At 76.6% G+C, this 18,428-nt stretch carries 10 protein-coding genes; 9 read left to right on the top strand and 1 reads right to left on the bottom strand.

The window, feature by feature from the left end:
• Window positions 1-15: 15 nt before the first annotated feature.
• The 9 genes from ACW14Y_RS31235 to ACW14Y_RS31275 all read left to right on the top strand — a co-directional run bounded on the left by ACW14Y_RS31235 (window position 16) and on the right by ACW14Y_RS31275 (window position 17,701).
• Window positions 16-1,071 (top strand): ABC transporter substrate-binding protein, encoded by a 1,056-nt coding sequence (locus tag ACW14Y_RS31235; RefSeq protein ID WP_456984236.1) that lies wholly within the window; start codon window positions 16-18, stop codon window positions 1,069-1,071.
• Between the two features lie 102 nt (window positions 1,072-1,173).
• On the top strand, window positions 1,174-1,965 hold the full coding sequence (locus ACW14Y_RS31240; protein ID WP_266273696.1) for an ABC transporter ATP-binding protein: 792 nt from the start codon (window positions 1,174-1,176) through the stop codon (window positions 1,963-1,965).
• Window positions 1,966-2,193: 228 nt separating this feature from the next.
• Complete coding sequence (locus ACW14Y_RS31245; RefSeq protein WP_456984238.1) at window positions 2,194-3,447, top strand: PQQ-dependent sugar dehydrogenase; 1,254 nt, start codon at window positions 2,194-2,196, stop codon at window positions 3,445-3,447.
• 160 nt (window positions 3,448-3,607) lie between these two features.
• Window positions 3,608-4,462 (top strand): DUF4132 domain-containing protein, encoded by an 855-nt coding sequence (locus ACW14Y_RS31250; protein ID WP_380311751.1) that lies wholly within the window; start codon window positions 3,608-3,610, stop codon window positions 4,460-4,462.
• Window positions 4,459-9,636, top strand: coding sequence for a hypothetical protein (locus tag ACW14Y_RS31255; protein WP_456984240.1), 5,178 nt, complete (start codon window positions 4,459-4,461; stop codon window positions 9,634-9,636). Before ACW14Y_RS31250 ends, ACW14Y_RS31255 begins: the two co-directional genes overlap by 4 nt.
• On the top strand, window positions 9,633-10,799 hold the full coding sequence (locus ACW14Y_RS31260; protein WP_456984242.1) for an ATP-binding protein: 1,167 nt from the start codon (window positions 9,633-9,635) through the stop codon (window positions 10,797-10,799). The genes ACW14Y_RS31255 and ACW14Y_RS31260 overlap by 4 nt, the downstream gene beginning before the upstream one ends.
• A gap of 121 nt (window positions 10,800-10,920) precedes the next feature.
• Window positions 10,921-15,039, top strand: coding sequence for a DUF5682 family protein (locus ACW14Y_RS31265; RefSeq protein ID WP_456984244.1), 4,119 nt, complete (start codon window positions 10,921-10,923; stop codon window positions 15,037-15,039).
• Entirely contained in the window at window positions 15,036-17,042 is a 2,007-nt protein-coding gene (locus tag ACW14Y_RS31270; protein ID WP_456984246.1) for a hypothetical protein, read from the top strand. Before ACW14Y_RS31265 ends, ACW14Y_RS31270 begins: the two co-directional genes overlap by 4 nt.
• A gap of 191 nt (window positions 17,043-17,233) precedes the next feature.
• Window positions 17,234-17,701 carry a MarR family winged helix-turn-helix transcriptional regulator gene (locus ACW14Y_RS31275; protein WP_380307177.1) on the top strand — a complete coding sequence of 156 codons (468 nt, stop codon included), beginning with the start codon at window positions 17,234-17,236 and terminating at the stop codon, window positions 17,699-17,701.
• A gap of 62 nt (window positions 17,702-17,763) precedes the next feature.
• Here ACW14Y_RS31275 and ACW14Y_RS31280 read toward each other — a convergent pair whose 3' ends face one another.
• Entirely contained in the window at window positions 17,764-18,336 is a 573-nt protein-coding gene (locus ACW14Y_RS31280; RefSeq protein WP_380384438.1) for a GTP-binding protein, read from the bottom strand.
• Window positions 18,337-18,428: the final 92 nt, after the last annotated feature.

Here is an 18,428-nt window from a genome sequence, read left to right on the forward strand (position 1 = left end):
TGCCCGGAGGCATCCATGTCGACCCCCCAGAGCCCGCTGCACCTCGCCCGCCGTCGCGCGGTCCAGGCGGTGGCCGCCACCGGGGCGGCCACGCTCCTGCTCGTCGGCTGCGGCTCGTCGGGCTCCTCCGACAAGGCGTCCGACAAGGGCTCCCCGTCCGCCGCCGGCACCTCGTCCGCCGCGACGACCGCCGCCGCGGGCAGCCCGGCCGCCCCGGCCGCCGGCGACAAGCGGACCGTCAAGGACGCCACCGGCACGGCCGTCGAGATCCCCGCCGAGCCCAAGCGCATCGTCACCCTCACCCAGGAGGACCTCGACGCGGTGCTCGCCCTCGGCCTCAAGCCGGCCGGCATCACCAACGGCCAGGGCCTCAACGAGCCGCCGGCGTACCTGAAGGACAAGGTCCAGGGCATCCCGGTGGTCGGCAACCTGCTCCAGCCCGTCATGGACAAGGTGATCGCCGCCAAGCCCGACCTCATCCTGGCCGGCGACATGCAGGACCAGCAGGTCCTCAAGCAGCTGCGCGAGATCACCCCCGCCACCCTGGTCACGATGGCGCCGACCGACGACTGGAAGCTCTCCTTCCGCGGCATCGGCAACGCCCTCAACAAGCTGGAGGCGGCCAACAAGGTCATCGCCGACTACGACGCCAAGGCCGTCAAGGCCGGCGGCGAGCTGGGTGCCAACAAGGGCGCGGCCGTCTCCATCGTCCGCTGGAACCCGACCGGCCCCAGCTGGATGGAGAAGAAGCAGTTCGCCAGCGGCGTCGCCCTCGACATGGGCCTGACCCGCCCGAAGGCCCAGGACAAGGACGGCAACGCGCACACCCCGGCGCTCAGCCTGGAGAAGATCAACGAGATCGACGGCGACTGGCTGTTCCTGTCGACCCTCACCGACGACGGCAAGGCCGCGCTGAAGGACGTCCAGTCCAAGCCCGCCTACCAGGAGCTCGGCGCCGTGAAGAACAACCACACCGTGACCGTGGACGGTTCGGTCTGGTCGACCCGCGGCGGCCCGCTCGCCGCGGACGTCGTGATCGGCGACATCGGCAAGGCGCTCGCCGCCAAGTGACCCGCCGACGGCGGGCGCCCCCCTCACCGGGCGCCCGCCGTTCGGTGTTTCCCCCGCACCGCCCCGCTACCCCGCCACCTTTGCGAAACCGAGGAATCCGCCATGGAGTTGACGGTCGAGGGCCTCACGGCCGGCTACGGCCCCGGACGTCCGGTGCTCGGCGGCGTCGACCTCACCGTGCCCGGCGGGCAGGTGGTGGCCGTCGTCGGCCCGAACGGCTGCGGCAAGTCCACCCTGCTGCGCTCGATCGCCCGGCTGCACCGGCCCGACTCCGGCCGGGTGCTGGTCGGCGGCGAGGACATCTGGAAGCTGCGCCCCCGGCAGGCCGCGCACCGGGTCGCCCTGCTGCCGCAGAGCCCGCAGGCACCGGAGGCGGTCACCGTGGCCGGGCTGGTCCGCTACGGCCGCCACCCGCACCAGGGCCTGTTCCGGCAGTGGTCCGCCGACGACGAGCGGCTCACCGCCGAGGCCCTGCGGGCCACCGGCGTCGAGGAGTTCGCCGACCGCCGGCTCGACCGGCTCTCCGGCGGGCAGCGGCAGCGCTGCTGGCTGGCCATGGTGCTGGCCCAGGACGCGCCCGTGGTCCTGCTCGACGAGCCGACCAGCGCCCTCGACCTCGGCCACGCCGTCGAGGTGCTGGAGCTGGTGCGCGAGGTCGCGGCGGGCGGGCGCACCGTCGTCATGGTGCTGCACGACCTCGCGGCGGCCGCCCGCTACGCCGACCTGGTGGTGGCGATGCGCGGCGGCGAGATGATCGCCTGCGGCCCGCCGCGCGAGGTGGTGGACGCGCCGCTGGTGCGGGCGCTGTACGACGTCGACAGCGATGTGCTCGCGGCGCCCGGGGACGGCGCGCCGGTGATCGTGCCGCGGGCGGGGGGCCGGAAGGCGGCCTGACCGGCCCGGTCCTCGGCGGTCCCCCGAACGGACGTGGGGGCGCGGCGGGTTGCCGGGCGGGCGTCGGGGCCGGGTGTGGCGGGTTGCCGGGCGGGCCCCGGGGCCGGGTGCGGCGGGTGCGGCGGGTTGCCGGGCGGGCGTCGGGGCCGGTGTGGTCTGCTGGACGGGCGTCCGCCGGACGTCCGTGCCGCCGCCGCCGTCGCCCGCGCCGCCTCCGGGAGGTCACCGATGCCCCGCCGTACCGCCGCCCTGCTCGTCGCCATCGCCCTCGGTTCGGCCGCCGCGGCGGGCTGCTCCTCGGCCGCCGGTCCCGACCCGGCCGGTGGGTCGTCCTCGGGGGCGGGTGCTGCGGCCTCCGTGCCCACTCCGGTGGTTTCCACGCCGGTGGCCTCCGCGCCGGCGGCCTCCGCGTCGACGACCCCTGCTCCGACGGACTCCGCCTCGACCGAGGTCCCCGCCCCCGCCTCCTCTTCCCCTCCCGCCCCCGCCTCGGTGTCCGTCCGGGGCACCGTCACCGACGGTCTCAAGTCCCCCTGGGGTCTGGCCGTCCTGCCCGGTGGCGACCTGCTGGTCTCCGAGCGCGACAGTGCCCGGATCCTGCGGGTCCCGGCGAAGGACGGCGGCAAGGTGGTGGCCGGTACCGTCCCGGGGGTCACCTCCGGCGGCGAGGGCGGCCTGCTCGGCCTCGCCCTCTCGCCCGACTTCGCCACCGACCACCGGGTGTACGCGTACCTCTCCACCGGCTCGGACAACCGGATCGTCCGACTCGACCTCGATCCCTCCCGGCCGGCCGGTTCCCAACTCGGCGCTCCCACTGTCCTCTTGAGCGGGATCCCGCACGGACCCCGGCACAACGGCGGGCGGATCGCGTTCGGCCCGGACGGCTTCCTCTACGCCGGCACCGGCGACGCCAACGACCGTTCGCTCGCCCAGGACCGCGACTCCCTCGGCGGCAAGATCCTGCGCCTCACCCGGGACGGCACCCCCGCGCCCGGCAACCCGTTCCCCGGCTCGCCGGTCTGGTCGCTGGGCCACCGCAACGTCCAGGGGCTGGCCTGGGACCCGCAGGGGCGGCTCTGGGCCTCGGAGTTCGGCCAGGACACCTGGGACGAGCTGAACCTGATCACCCCCGGCGGCAACTACGGCTGGCCCACCGTCGAGGGCACCGCCGGGCGGGAGGGGTTCACCGACCCGGTCGCCCAGTGGCACACCGCCGACGCCTCGCCGAGCGGCATCGCCTTCGCCGACGGCGCCGTCTGGGTGGCCGCGCTGCGCGGCACCCGGCTCTGGCGGGTCCCGGTGGACGGCGGCCGGGCGGCCGGTGCCCCGCAGGAGTTCCTCCGCGGCGACCACGGCCGACTGCGGACCGTGGCGGCCGACGGTGACGGAAGCCTGCTCCTCGTCACCGACAACACCGACGGCCGGGGCTCGCCGCGGCCGGGCGACGACCGGATCCTGCGACTGGACGTCAGCGCCGGGTAGCGGTGGGTCGCGTCCGGCCACCCGTTCGAGCGGTTTGAACGGGGTTCGACCGGGGATCCACCGCTTTCCTACCGTTCAGTACCCCTCCCTGCCCGCCGCGTTGTCAGTGTGTCCCGTTACGTTCCTCCCAACTGACCGACCAGCTGGGAGGAGAGCGGCCGTGGCGTGGGTTGAAACGGGTTCGGGCGGCTATTTCGTCGCCTTCGACGAGGAGGGCAAGGTGGTCTGCCGCAACGCGGCGGGCCGTCAGCTGAAAGCCGTCCCGCCGAAGCTGAACGACGATCCGGTGGTGGTCGGACTCCGACAGCTCACCGAGTGGCTGGACGCCCACCGGCGCGGCTGCCTGGAGACCGCCGAGCGGTGGATGGTGCGCTCGCTGCCGGTGCCCGCCGCCGTCGTCACCGCCGTCTGGGCGGACGAGGCGTGGCGCGAGGTCCTGCGCGACCTCGTGGTCACCGGGGCCGACGGAGAGGTGGCCGGCTTCCTGCGCGGGGCCGACCCGGAGCGCGGCATCGGCCTGGTCGACCTCGACGGCGACACCGTCCGGCTCACCGGCACCGAGCTGCGGATACCCCACCCGGTCCTGCTGGACGAGCTGGACGAGCTGCGCGAGTTCGCCGTCGAGCTCGGCGTCTCCCAGCAGGTCCAGCAGCTGTACCGGGAGGTCTGGCACCGGCCGGCGGATGCCACCGGCACCCAGGTCGACACCTACGCGGGCGGCCGCTACGCCGCGCTGCGCGACCTGCTCGGCCGCTGCACCAGGCTCGGCCACCGGGTCCGCGGCGGGCACGCCGTGCTGCCCGTGGTCGAGGACGGGCGGGCCCTGGAGGCCAGGGTCTGGGTCGGCGACTACTACGAGTACGACGAGTGCGAGACGGGCTCGCTCAGCTGGACCGGCCCGGACGGCAAGGTCCTGCCGCTGGCCGAGGTCGGACCGGTCGCCTGGTCCGAGGGGATGCGGATGGCCGCCGCACTGTACGCCGGCCGCACGATCGAAGGGGAGGAAGCCGCATGAGCACCACCACCGGAGCCGACCGCACCACCACCGGTGCCCTCGGCGGGGCCGACCGCCACCAGCGGCTGCTGGAGTCCGGGGCGATCCTCGCCCCCGGCACCCTGCCCGGCGCCGGCACCCCCGACAGCGCCGCCGACGTCCTCACCGCCCGCGGCTACGCCCACCCCGCGCTCGACGACCGCCGGATCGTCCGCCTGGTCCCCGGCGCGCTCGGCCCCGCCGAGGACCTCGCCGTCGACTTCCTGGGCCTCGTCCCGGCCGAGGAGCCGGTCGAGGTCGGCCAGGTCCGCCAGGAGGCGCTGGGCTTCCCCGCCTGGGCGCTCGTGCACGACCCGGCCAACGGCCACCACGCGCTCGCCCTGGTCAAGGAGATGGAGCGGCTCGCCCGGCAGGCCAAGTCCAAGCCCGGCCACGCCAAGGACGGCTTCGACGAGCTGGCCCGCCGGCTCGGCCGCGCCGTCCCGCACTTCCTGCCCACCTACTGCGAGCAGGTCGGCCGGATCTTCCTGGAGCAGGAGAACCAGACCTACGCGAGCACCTTCTTCGGCCGGGCCCGCGAGGCCGAGCGCACCCACAACCTGCCCGTCGACGAGGAGCGGCTGCGCGCCGTCTTCCTGGAGTTCGCGCTGGCCGGCGCCCTCACCGTCAAGGCGCTGCGCCAGTACGTCAAGGAGCTGAGCGGCCGGCTCGACCCGCTGACCGCCTGGCAGCGGTTCCGCCAGCTGTGCACCGAGCGCTCGGCGGCCGGCATGGCCCCCTACGCCGGGGTCGCCGAGGACGCCCGCGCCCTGCTCAAGGCCGCCGGGCTGGACCGGGACGAGCACGAGCGCGCCCTGCTGCTCGAACTCCTCGCCTCGCCCGCCGTCAACCGCGCGCCCGGCACCTTCTGGAAGAGCTGGCACGAGGCGGTCGTCGAGCTCGGCCGGGGCGACGCCGCCGTGCGCGCCCGCCTGCTGGAGCTGATGCCCGACCCGCCGGCCAGCGACGACCGCACCCGCCAGGACGCCGGCTGGCTCGCGGTGCTGGCGGAGAGCGGCGCCGAGCGCCTGCTCACCGACCTGCCCGCCGAGCCGGCCGCCGGGGCCGCGGCGGCCGAGCCGGCCGCCGCCTGGCTCCAGCGCTGGACCAACCACCTCGGCCGGGGCTGGCGCACCCTCGGCCTCAGCACCGAGACCGTCGCGCTGACCCACCGGATGCTCGACCGGCTGCGCGCCGAGGCCGTGCCGGTCGACCTCTTCACCGGGGTGCGCCGCAGCGCCACCCAGCTCGAACTCCTCGACCTGCTGCTCGCCGAGGGCGTCCCGGTCGCCGACCCGGCCGAGGGCCACAGCTTCGTCCTCCAGGACTGGGTCGCCGCCTCCGACACCGACGGCCGCACCCTCACCGCCCTCGCCGCCGACCCCCGCTTCCGGCCCGCGCTGCGCGCCGCCGTCCCGCCCGTCTGGGACACCGTCGACAGCCGCCGCCTCGCCGCCCGCCCGGTCCTGCGCGAACTCTTCGTCGAGTGGTCCGACGCCCGCGCCGACGAGCTGACGGCCGCCCGCGGCCTGGAGAGCGCGAGCGGCATCCTGCACCAGCTGAGCGCCCACCGCACCGCCGTCCGGGACGAGAACCCGGCCGCCGCCCGGCGGATCGCCGCACTCGACGTGACCGGACTGCTCGCCGACACCCTGCGCGGCGGCATCCTCGACGAACTCGGCTGGCCCGCCCTGGAGGAGGCGCTCGTCCGGCTCGGCGTCGAGGCCGGTGACACCCCCGGCGTCGGCAGCGGCCGCAACCTCCCCGAGGGGCTGCTGCTGGAGGAGGCCTGGCCGAACCTGGTGCTCGCCCGCGGCAACCAGGTCGTGGTGGCCGGCCCGCAGGGCATCGTGTTCGAGCACACCCTGCGCATCCCCGACAAGCTCGACAGCTGGCACCGTCCCCGCTTCCGCTTCGTCGACGGCGAACTCCTGGTCGCCTGGGCCCACGAGGGCAAGCAGCGGGCCTACTGGTCCGGCCGCCCCGCCGAGATCTTCGAGCTCGGCGGCGAGCGGATCGCCCACTACTACGGCGGCAGCGACATCGACACGCCGACCCTGCCGCTGCCCGGCGGCGGCCGCACCGGCGGCCACCGGCCGCTGCACGCCGGCGACACCGTGCTCCCCGCCCAGAGCCGCGTCCTCGGCGACGGCACCGGCCACTGGACGGCCCAGCGCCGCTCCGGCGGCCCCGAAATGGAGGAGCTCGACGCCGCCACCGGCAGCGCGGGCCGCGCCGCCGAGCCGCCGCGGATCGCCGCGAGCGCCGCGGCGGGCCGCCTCGACATCCGCCGCACCTGGCTGCTGCCGTTCCAGCCCGGCCTGGAGGCCACCCCGCTCGGCACCGACGGCACCGTCCTCGGCAGCTGGCTCCGGAAGGACGGCAAGCGGACCACCACCGTCACCGCCGACGGCACCACGCTCGTCGCCGCCAACACCCGCAGCGGCGGATCGCTGTACCCGCTCGGCCGGCTCACCCTGCCCGGTGGCGCCCGGCCGGTCCTCCAGGAGGGCCGCGGACGCCAACTGGCCCTCGCCCTGCCCGCCCCGGACTCCCCGGCCGAGGGCACCGTCACCGCCGACCCGGCCGGCTTCACCGCCGACTTCGAGCCCGGCCACCCCGGCGGCCTCGGCGGCGCCGGCACCGCCCTCGTCCTGCCGCTCGCCCACTGGCACGTCCTGCGCCCGCGCGACGAGCAGGGCTCGACCGAACTGCGCGGCATCAGCCACGAGCAGGCCGCCCGGCTGATCGACGCCGCCTGGCCGGCCGACGCCGAGCCCGTGCCCGCCGCCCGGCAGCGCTGGATCACCGTCCAGGGCGTGCGCCGCCCGGTCGTCAGCGGCGACAAGCCCGAGGAGCGGCTGCCGGTCGACGCCGTCGCCGGCGTCCTGCCCGGCGTCACCCACCGGCTGCTGCTGGCCGGCGTCACCGGACTCGCCCGCACCGCCGCCGACCTGCTCGACCGGATCGCCCGCTACCTCCCGCAGCCCGAGGACGACGGCCGCACCGTCGGCGGCTCCGGCGCCGTCGAGTGCGCCTACCGGCCCGAGCACGGCACCGACTACGAGCTCGGCCAGGCCGTCGCCCTGCTGCTGCCCGGCGTCGGCGGCTTCGGCCGCTCCTGGGACCGCAGCGCCAACTACCGCGTCCTCAACAACCTCAGGGCCGTCACCGCCGTCCTCGCCGAGCCCCCCGCGGCCGAGGGCGACGGCTGGAGCACCCCGCGGCAGATCGCGCTGCACGGCGACGACGACCACCAGGGCTGGCTGCAGACCCTCGGCCGGCTCGGCACCCTCGCCTACGCGGCCGCCGCCCCGCTCACCTCCGCCGAGCAGCGCGAGTCGCTCGCGCTGCTGCTCACCGAGCTCACCGCCGGTCCGCTCGCCGACCGGGGCGCCACCCTGCGCGAGATCGTCCTCACCGAGCCGCTGACCGACCCCACCGCCAAGCAGGGCAAGCACGAGCGGCGGGCCGGCCAGGTCTGGCGGCACGGCGACCGCACCGTCGTCGTCCTCGCCTGCAGCCACCACAACGAGGACAAGGCGCACTGGATCGCCGTCGACCACGACCCGAGCGGAGCCTTCGGCGCGGTCGCCCACTTCGGCACCGCCGAGGAGCGCGGCACCGAGGAGACCGTCGACGCGGCGTGGGTGGCCCGCTTCACCGCCCTGCTGCGCGAGCACGGCGCCATGACCCACCGTCCCGTCCGCGCCGCCGACTTCGGCGCGCGCACCGGCATCGGCGCCGTCCGCTCCACCCTGCTGTTCAGCCCCACCGAGGCCCTGATCCACTGGTACGGCGCGCCGCTGCCCCCCGAGGCGCTCAAGGAGTACGGCCTCAAGTCCGGCGAGGCCAAGGCCGCCCGCGACTGGCTGCGCGGGTGCGAACGGGGCGCCCTCGGCGAGGTCTGGTCCGCCCTGCTGCCCGCCGACCCGGAGGAGCTCTGGAGCACCGGCCCGGACAGCGCCGCCGGCGCCGCGCACTGGACGGCCCGCCTCGGCCGACTGGTCACCCTGCCCGCGGCGGAGCAGTCCACCGTCAGTGGCACCACCATCCAGCGGGTCGAGGAGATCCTCAACTTCGCGACCACCCCGTGGCTGAGCCGCACCACCCGCCAACGGGTGCTCCCCCTGGGGGAGGCGGCCACGCCCGTCCTGCAGGCCGAGGACCCGCTGGCCCTGCCCGACTACCACACCCTGTCCGAGGCCGCCGCCGCGCTCGCCTGGCTCGCCTACCGGCTGCCCTGGAACAGTCCGCTGCGCGCCTCGCTCGCACCCGCCGTCCGGGCCCTGCACACCCGTCTGGCCGACCCGGGGCTGCTGCTCTCCTACGACCTGCGGCGCAACAGCAAGGGCGAGCCGCTGGCCGCCGTGCTGCGCGCCCGGTTCGGCCTGCCCGCCGAGGGCGGCGCCGACGCGGACGGGCTGGTCCGCTGCGGCGAGGCTCTGGTGCTCTCGCCGACCCAGGACGAGGCGGAGCAGATCTGGTGGCGCCCGGCCGGCCTCGACGGGGCGCAGGACCAGGCGCTGGACCAGCTGGCCGGCCTGGGCGACAGCTACTGGCTGTCCCGTCAGCGGACGGTGCTCACGGCGCTCCTGGACGGGGAGCTGGACCGGCTGGTCGTCCTCCCGGAGCTGCCGGGCAGCGAGGGCGCTACCGGTGCCGGTGGTGCCGCCGGTGCTCCGGTCGACGGGGCCGAGGTCTGGCTCCAGCACCCGCTGCTCACGGTGCCCGAGCTGGTCACCGAGGTCGCCAAGACCCACGAGCTCGGCGAGGACGCCGCCGTCCTCTACCTCCAGCTGCTCGCCCTGCCCGACCCGACCGACCGCAATGCCGCGCGCTGGACGGGCTGGAAGCCGGCCCGGCTGAAGAAGGCGCGCGCCGAACTCCTCGCCTCGGGCCTGGTCATGGAGGCCAAGCGGGCCCGCGCCGGGCGCACCCTCTTCCTCCCCGGCGGCTGGCAGGAGGCCAAGGCCCCCGGTCTGCCCGTCGAGACCTGGAAGGCCGCCCTCTACGATCTCCCCACCCACCACGACGTGCTGCCGCGTTCCGCCGTCCCGGAGCTGTTCGCCCGGGCCTGGCAGCGCGTCACCGACGGGGACGCCCCCGGCTTCGAAGAGCTCCGGACCGGCAAGCGCAGGAAGGCCCGCCGATGACCACCACTCTCGCCACCAGTACCTCCACCGCCGGCACCGACGCCCCGGCCCGGCAGGTCGTCCCGCCGGAGGAGAGGTTCGCCGCCGAGCTGGAGTTCCTCGCCGCGCACGACTCCGGCCCGCGCCCGCCCGGCTGGCGGCTCACCCCGCGCGCCGTCGTCACCTTCGTGATGGGCAGCGGCGGCGAGAAGCTCAAGGCCGGGCGCAGGAGCCTGGCGATCGAGCAGAAGTTCGTCGGCGAGCGGGCCCTCGTCGAACGCTGCGTCGTCACCCTCGCCGGCGAGCGCGGCCTGCTGCTCGTCGGCGAGCCCGGCACCGCCAAGTCGATGCTCTCCGAACTCCTCGCCGCCGCCGTCTGCGGCACCAGCGCGCTCACCGTCCAGGGCACCGCGGGCACCACCGAGGACCAGCTCAAGTACGGCTGGAACTACGCCCTGCTGCTGGCCAAGGGCCCCAGCCGCGAGGCGCTGGTGCCCTCGCCGGTGCTCAGCGCGATGACCACCGGCGCGGTCGCCCGGGTCGAGGAGGTCACCCGCTGCCTCCCGGAGGTCCAGGACGCCCTGGTGTCGTTGCTCTCCGAGCGGCGGATCGCCGTCCCCGAGCTGTCCGGCACCCCGGACGGCCAGCTGCACGCCGCCCCCGGCTTCACCCTGATCGCGACCGCCAACCTGCGGGACAAGGGCGTCAGCGAGATGTCCGCCGCGCTCAAGCGCCGGTTCAACTTCGAGACGGTCGGGCCGATCGGCAGCCTGGCGGCCGAGGTCGAGCTGGTCCGCCGCCAGTCCACCGCCGCCGTCGCCCGCGCCGGGGCCGCCTTCGCGGTCGACGACGCGGTGCTGGAGGCCCTGGTCACGGCCTTCCGGGACTTGCGGACCGGCCGCTCCACCGAAGGCTGGGACGTCGAACGCCCGTCCACCGTGATGAGCACCGCCGAGGCGGTCTCGGTGGCCACCGCGCTCGGGGTCGGCGCCGCGTACCTGCCCGACGGCGGCGACCTGCTCGGCCGGCTCCCCGGCCAGCTGATCGGCGTCGTCCGCAAGGACGACCCGGCCGACGCAGCCCGGCTGCTCGGCTACTGGGACGGCCCGGTCCGCCGCCGCGCCGAACAGGGCGCCGCCACCTGGCGCACCCTCTGGGAGCTGCGCTCCGCCCTGGAGCACTAGGCCCCAGGCCCGGTCGGCCCGCCGCCACGAGGGCGGCGGGCCGACCCCCGGCCCCGCACATCCCCCTCCCCCTCCCCCTCCTCCCTTCCCCCTCCCCGAACTTCCACCGAGAGGTGAACACATGAGCAGCGCGGCGCCGCCCGGCGGGGCGGACCTCGGCCACGACGACCCGCGAGGGACGGTCGCGACCGAGGCGGCCCGACTGGCCGCCTCCGGCCTCGACGCACCCGGGCCCTTCCTGATCGGGGTGCGTCACCACGCCCCTTCGCTCAGCGTCGTCGTGCCCGCGCTGCTGGACGCCGCCCGGCCCGACGTCCTGCTGGTCGAGCTGCCCGCGGAGTTCCAGCCCTGGCTGGACCTGCTCGCGGACGAGGCCACCCGGGCCCCGGTCGCCCTCGCCGCCGCGCCCGCCGCCGACCGCCCGGACGACGCGGCCGACGGCGCCGGGCTCGCCTTCTACCCGTTCGCCGACTTCTCGCCCGAGCTCGCCGCCCTGCGCTGGGCCCGCCGGCACGGCGTCGAGACGGTCGCCTGCGACCTGCCCCTCGCCGTCCGCGACCGGTACGCCCACCGCGACGGCACCGGTCCCGGTACTCCCCGGCCCGGTGTCGCCGACGCCCTCCGCCACCGCCTCACCGGCCGCGAGGACGACGAGGACCTCTGGGACCGCCTCGTCGAGACCGCCGCCCCCGGTTCCACCCCGGAGGCCGTCCGTCGCGCCGCGCTGCTGGTCGGCTGGGCGCTGCGCCGCGACGCCCGGGACGGCACCGGCGTCGACCCGTACGACCTGCGGCGCGAGGCCTGGATGCGGGCGCGCATCGAGGAGGCGGCCGAGGGCGGCCGCCGTGTCGCCGCCGTCGTCGGCGCCTTCCACGCGCCCGCGCTCGTCCCGGCGGGGGCGGACGGCGCCGGGACACCCGGGCCCGACCCCGACCTCGTTCTCACCCCCGACCAGGTGCCGGACGGTCGCCACGTCGTCTCCCTGATCCCCTACACCTACCCGCTGCTCGACGCCCGCTCCGGTTACCCGGCCGGCATCCGCGACCCCGAGTGGCAGCACACCGTGCTCGACGCCGCCGGGGACCAGGACCGGCTGGCCGAGGCGCTGATCACCACCGCCGTGCGGATCTGCGAGGCCCTGCGCGGCCAGGACCACCCCTCCGGCCCGGCCGACGCCCGCGAGGTCGTCCGCCTCGCCGGCGACCTCGCCCGGCTGCGCGGCCTCGCGGCCCCCGGCCGGGGCGAGCTGATCGAAGCCGTGCAGACCGCCCTGGCCCAGGGCGAACCGCTCGGCCGGGGCCGGGCGGTGGCCCGCGCACTGGAACGGGTCCTGGTCGGCACCCGGACCGGCGCGCCCACCCCGGCCGCCCCGCGCAGCGGCCTCGCCCCCGCCGTCGAGCGGCTCCTCGCCGAGCTCGGTCTGCCCGGCCCCGGCGACTCCGCCGAGCCCACCCCGCGCGAGCTGCGCCTCGACCCGCTCCGCTCGTCCCTCGACCGCCGCCGCGAAGTCCTGCTCCAGAGGCTGACCGCCTGCGGCGTTCCCTACGCCGAACCGGTCGAGGCGACCGGAGCGGGCGGCACCGAGACCCTCACCACCCGCTGGCGGGTCCGCTGGACCCCGGCCGTCGCCGCGATGCTCACCGTCGCCGGCACCCAGGGTGTCACCCCGGCCCAGGCCGCCGAGGGAGCCCTGCGCGAGCGGCTGCGCCGGGAGCGGCAGGCCGACGGCCCGACCGCCCGCGAGGTCCTCCGGGGCCTCGCCGACGCCGACGCCTGCGGCCTCCCGGCCCTCACCGGCACCCGTCTCACCCAGCTCACGGCCGTCCTCCCGGAGAGCGGCACCCTGCCCGAACTCCTCGACGCCCTCGCCCTCCTCGACCGCCTCACCGCCACCCACCGCCCGCTCCCGGGAGCGGCAGCGGCCCTGGCCTCCGGCATCCCCGACCCCGGTGCTGCGGCCGACCCGTTGGCCGCCACCGGCACCGCCCTGGTGGCTCTCCCCTCGCCCGTTCCCGGGGGCGGGGGACCCACCGCGCCCGGCTCCGCTGCGGCGGGCCCCGCCGTGACCGGCCCGACCGCCACCGGTCTGGTGAGCCCTGCCGTGACCGGCCCGACGATCTCTACCGGCCCGGCCGCCACCGGCTCGACCACCACGGGTTCCGCCAGCCCCGCCGCTACCGGCCCGACCGGCTCCACCGGCCCCGCCGCGGCGGGCCCCGTTGCTACCAGCCCGACCGCCACCAGCCCGACCGCCACCGGCCCGACCGCCACCGGCTCCACCAGCCCCGCCGACCCCGCCGCTACCGGCCCGACCGACCCCACCGGCCCCGGGGCGGAGGACTCGTTCCTGGCCGCTGTGGCCGCCGCCGCAGAGGTGGTGACGGTGGCGGCGGTGCGGCAGTTGGAGGGGTTGGGCGGCTCGGACGAGGCCGACGACGCCAGGGCGCTGGTCGAGCTGGCCCGGCGGGCCGATCTCTCCGGCGGTCTGCGGCTGCGCCACGCGCTGGCCGAACTCGCCGACCGGGGGAGTCCCTTGGTGCGCGGTGCGGCCGGTGCGGTGCGGGTGCTGCTCCGGCAGGAGGTCCCGGGGGTGTTCGGTGACCGGGCCGCCTCCTGGGTGGACGGCGCCACCGGGCCCGACGCCCGGCACGCCCTGGGCCGGTCGCTGGTCGGTCTGCTGACGGCCGCGGAGGGGTTGCTTTCCACCGCCCCCGAGGTGCTCGAACCACTGCTGGAGCGGATCGCCACCCTCCCGGACAACGCCTTCCTGGACCGTCTGCCCGCCCTGCGCGGCGGGTTCGACACGCTCAGCCCGGCAGCCCGGGAGCGGCTGCTGACGCTTGTCGAGGAGCGCCTCGGAGCCCGGCTGGACGCGCTGCCGGAGGAGGTGCCGCCCGCCCTGCTGGCCGACTGGTCGCGTGCCGACCTCGCGGCCCGCTCCGCGCTCGCCCGCCTGGGGCTGCTCCCACCGAGCCTCCCGGCACCCACCGACGAGGCACCCACCGACAGGGCACCCGCCCCCGAACCCGAACCCGAACCCGTCCCCGCGCCCGCGCCGTCCGGCTCCCACGCCCTCGGCACGGCCGAGCGCTGGCGGCTGCTCCTCGGCCGCCCGGGCAGCGGCCGCCCCGGCAGCCGGGCCTCGCGGCTCGCGTCCGCGCTCGACGAGCTCTACGGCACCGGGCACGGCGAGGGCTCCGGCCCCGGTCTGGACGGCCGGGGCGGGGCGGGCGGCAACCGGGGCGGCCGCGAGGCGCCGTACCCGGGTGTGCGCGAGTGGTCCGAGGAGCTGACGGCCCTGTTCGGGCCCGGCATCCGGGAGGAGGTGCTGGCGGCGGCCGTGGCCCACGGCCGCGGTGACGCCCTGGAGGCGATCGACCCGGGTGCCGTCCGGCCGTCGGTCGACCTGTTGCGCACCGTTCTGGAGCACGCGGGCGGTCTGCCCGAGGCCCGGTTGGCCGCGCTGCGCCCGCTGGTCCGGCGCCTCGTCGACGAGTTGAGCCGGGAACTGGCGACCAGGCTGCGCCCCGCGCTCACCGGGATCAGCGTGCCGCGTCCGAGTCGGCGCCCCGGCGGCGGCCTGGACCTGCACCGCACCATCCGCGCCAACCTGGCGACCGCCCGCCCCGCCGCCCCCTCGGCCGGCACAGGCACAGGCACAGGCACAGGCAGCGACACCGAGCCGGGCCGCATGGTGATCGTGCCGGAGCGCCCGGTGTTCCGCACCCGGGCCAAGCAGGCGTCCGATTGGCGCCTGATCCTGGTCGTGGACGTCTCCGGCTCGATGGAGTCGTCCACGGTCTGGGCGGCGCTGACCGCGTCGATCCTGGCGGGAGTGCCCTCGCTGAGCACGCACTTCGTCGCGTTCTCGACCGAGGTGGTGGACCTGACCGACCGGGTGACGGATCCGCTCGGCCTGCTGCTGGAGGTCCGGATCGGCGGCGGCACCCACATCGCCGCCGGACTGAAGTACGCGCGGGAGCTGGTGACGGTGCCGTCCCGCACGCTGATCGCGGTGGTCAGCGACTTCGAGGAGGGCGGTCCGGTGGGCGGTCTGCTCGCGCAGACCCGGGCGCTGGTCGACTCCGGGTGCCACCTGCTGGGCTGCGCCGCACTGGACGACACCGGCACCGCCCGGTACTCGAAGGCGATCGCGGGCCAGTTGGTCGCGGCCGGGATGCCGGTGGCGGCGCTCAGCCCGCTCGAACTGGCGCGCTGGGTGGGGGAGAAGGTCCGATGACGGAGGCGGTGCAGGGCGTGGCGGGTTCGCGGGTGGAGTGGCCGGCGGTGCGACCGGAGGTGGTCGCCGAGGTGGTGGCCGGGCTGTCGGCGCGCCTGCAGAAGCGGCTGGACGGGGCCGCCGCCAAACTGGCCGAACGGCCGGTGGAACGGACGGGCGAGGACTGGCGGATCGCCGTGGACGAGGAGACGGAGCTCGTCCTGCACGCGCCGGGCGGGGTGGTCGCCACGTCGGACGATGTGCGCTGCGGTTGCCTGCTGGCACCCGCCTGCGTGCACCGGGCGGCGGCCGTCACGGTCTGCCCGCTGGCCGACGGCGAACCACCGACGGAGCAGGCCGAACCGGCAGAGCAGGCCGGCCGGGCCGGTCAGTCCGCACCGGGGCTCGCCGCCGGCGAGTCCCCGGCCACCGCCCCGGTCCCTTCCCCCGGAGCTCCGCCGGGCGACGCGCCAGCAAGCGGAACGCTCGGAGCTGCCGAACGCGCCGCCGTCGCCCAGCTGCACCGGGTGGGCTCCGCCGTACTCGCGGCGGGCGTGGGCGGTACGGGCGCGGTGCTCCAGGCGGAGCTGCTGCGGGCGGCCCACCGGGCCCGGCTGGCCGGGCTGCACCGGCCGGCGGCCGCGGCGGTGGCGGTGGTCACCCGGATCCGGGCGGCCCGGTCGGGCGAGCCGGACCACCGGCTCGCCGACCTGGTGGCCGGTCTGCGCGAGCTGCTCGGCCTCAGCACGGCCCTGTCCGCCGCGGCGGCGACGGACACCGCCGGTCCGGGCGTCGCCGCCCTCCGGGGGACGGCCCGCCAGGTGTACACGGCGGCGGGCGGACTGCGGCTGTACGGACTCTTCTCCGAGCCGGTGCTGACGGCCACCCACGCGGGCGTGCTCACCTGGGCGGTCGACGCGGGCGGCGGCCTGCACACGATGGCCGAGATCATGCCGCACACCGACGCCGCCGCGGCGGCGCCGCAGGCGGTCGGCGCCGGCAACCGGGCGGTCCGGCTGGGTGACGCGATGCTCAGCCACCGCGAGTTCACCCGGGCGGGGCTGGCCGTGCAGGGCGCGACCAGGTCGGCGGCCGGGCGGCTCGGGGCGGGCGCCGCGGTCCGGGCGGTGCGCGCGGCGGGAGCGGCCTGGACGGCCGAGCCCGCGGCCCGGCTCTGGGCCGAGCCGCCCGCCGCCCAGGTGGCGCGGGCGCTCGGCGCGGCAGCGCTTCCCCCGGAGGTCCGGCCGGCCGGGGGCGAACTCCTGTTCCTGGACGTGACGCTGCTCGGGGCGGTCCCGTACGGGTCGGGCGGGGAGCCGCGCCTGCTGGCGGACTGCGGGGGAGTGGTGCTGGCGCTGCGCGCCGCGCACGACCACCCGGGGCTCGCCCACCGGGGCAACCTCGCCCTGCTCGCGACCGCCCCGGGCCTGCGGCTGCGGGTGATCGGCCGCCTGGAGCGCTCGGCCCGTCCGGAGCTGCGTCTGCTGGCCGTCGGCGAGCCCCCGTCCGGCCGCCCCGCGGAGGAGCGAGCCCCGGAAGCCCCGAGCCCGTCGCTCGCCCTGCCCGCCGATCGCGCCGGCCGGGTCAACCTCGGCCTGGAACGGCTCCAGACGGCGGACCTGACCCTCCCGCCCCGGGACGCGGCCCCGCCGCTGGACGCCGCCCCGCCGCTCACGGCCCCGACGGCGGGGTCGCTCCCACCGGCCACGCCGGTGCACCTGCTGTCCCGCCGGGTGGAGCAGGCGGTGACCGGCGGCCGGGCGGTGCTGGCGCTGGGGACCGGGGCGGCGCGCGGCGACCGGGCCCGGCTGCGGTCGGCGGGGCTGGCCACCGGGGCATCGCTGCTGGAGGGGCTGCTCGCGACGGCGGTGGACCAGCCGCGCGACGTCTTCGGCCGGGTGGTCGCGGACGACCACGGCGCCTTCGCGGCCGCCTGGTTGGCGGCGGCCTGGTACGAGGAGGAGCTGGCCTCGGCACTCTGCGCGACCGCCTGGACCCAGGAGGTTCCCGGCAATCGGTCATAAGGAGAACTATTTGCACAAGCAGATATGCCGCGCCAAATGGCATACTTGAACGAAGCGGAACGTTCGAACGGCCGGTGGTCTGCCGGAGGGGGCCGGCCGCCCGGGGCAGGAGCCCGCAGGACGTCACCGGAGTTGCACTGCCGCACGGCAGGACCGTACGAGCACATGATCCGAGCAGGGAGACGCGAGCCATGGGGATCCAGGACGACGCCGCCGAGATCCGCGCCAGCGGCTGGCGCACGCTCGCCGCGCTGCACGGGTTGATCGACTCGGCCCTGGAGAAGGCGCTGCAGGCCGAGTACCGGCTCTCCGTGGTCGAGTACACGGTGCTGGAGGCGCTGTCGCGGCAGGACGGCTGGCACATGCGGATGCAGCAGCTGGCCCGCGCGGCGGCGCTCAGCAGCAGCGCCACCACCCGGCTGGTGAGCCGGCTGGAGGAGCGCGGGCTGCTCGGCCGCTACCTGTGCGCGGACGACCGGCGCGGCATCTACACCGAGCTGACCGCGCAGGGCCGCGAACTGCTCCGGGCGGCGCGGCCGTTGCACGACGCGACCCTGGAGGCGACGCTCACCGGGGCCGCCGACGTCCCCGAACTGGCGCCGCTGGTGCGCGCGCTCCACGACCTGGAGCCGGCGCCCGCCACCCCGGCCGCCTCCTGAGCACGGCGCGGGGGAGCAGGACGTCGGGGCACTCGGAGAACGGCCGTCCCGACGGCCGGCGCTCAGCGCCGTGAGCTGAGCGCGTCCTCGTGGACCCGGTCCAGCAGCGCGAGCAGCAGTTCCTTGCTGGACGCGCGCTCCCGGACGTCGCAGAGCACGACCGGCACACCCGCGTCGAGGTCCAGCGCGCGCCGGACGTCGTCGGGGGTGCAGTCGCGGCGCCCGTGGAAGCAGTTGACGCCGATGGCGAACGGGATGCCGCGCTGCTCGAAGAAGTCGACGGCGGCGAAGCTGGACTCCAGTCGGCGGGTGTCGGCCAGCACGATCGCGCCGAGCGCGCCGAGGGCCAGGTCGTCCCACATGAACCAGAACCGGAACTGGCCCGGGGTGCCGAACAGGTAGAGCACCAGGTCCTGCCGGACGGTGATCCGGCCGAAGTCCATCGCGACGGTGGTCGTCGACTTGCCCTGGACGCCGTCGAGGCTGTCGACCCCGATGCTGGCCCGGGTCATCCGTTCCTCGGTCTGGAGCGGTTCGATCTCACTGACCGAGCCGACCATGGTGGTCTTGCCGACGCCGAAGCCGCCGGCCACGAGGATCTTGACCGCGCCCGGCACCAGGCTCTGGGTCGTCACGTCTGGTCTCCTGGAGAGGAACTGAGCGAAAGGTCGGAAGAGCTGGGAACTCGAAAAGCTGGGGAGCGGAGGGCGACCCGCACGGGCCCGAG

The sequence above is a fragment of the Kitasatospora sp. cg17-2 genome, assembly GCF_054031055.1.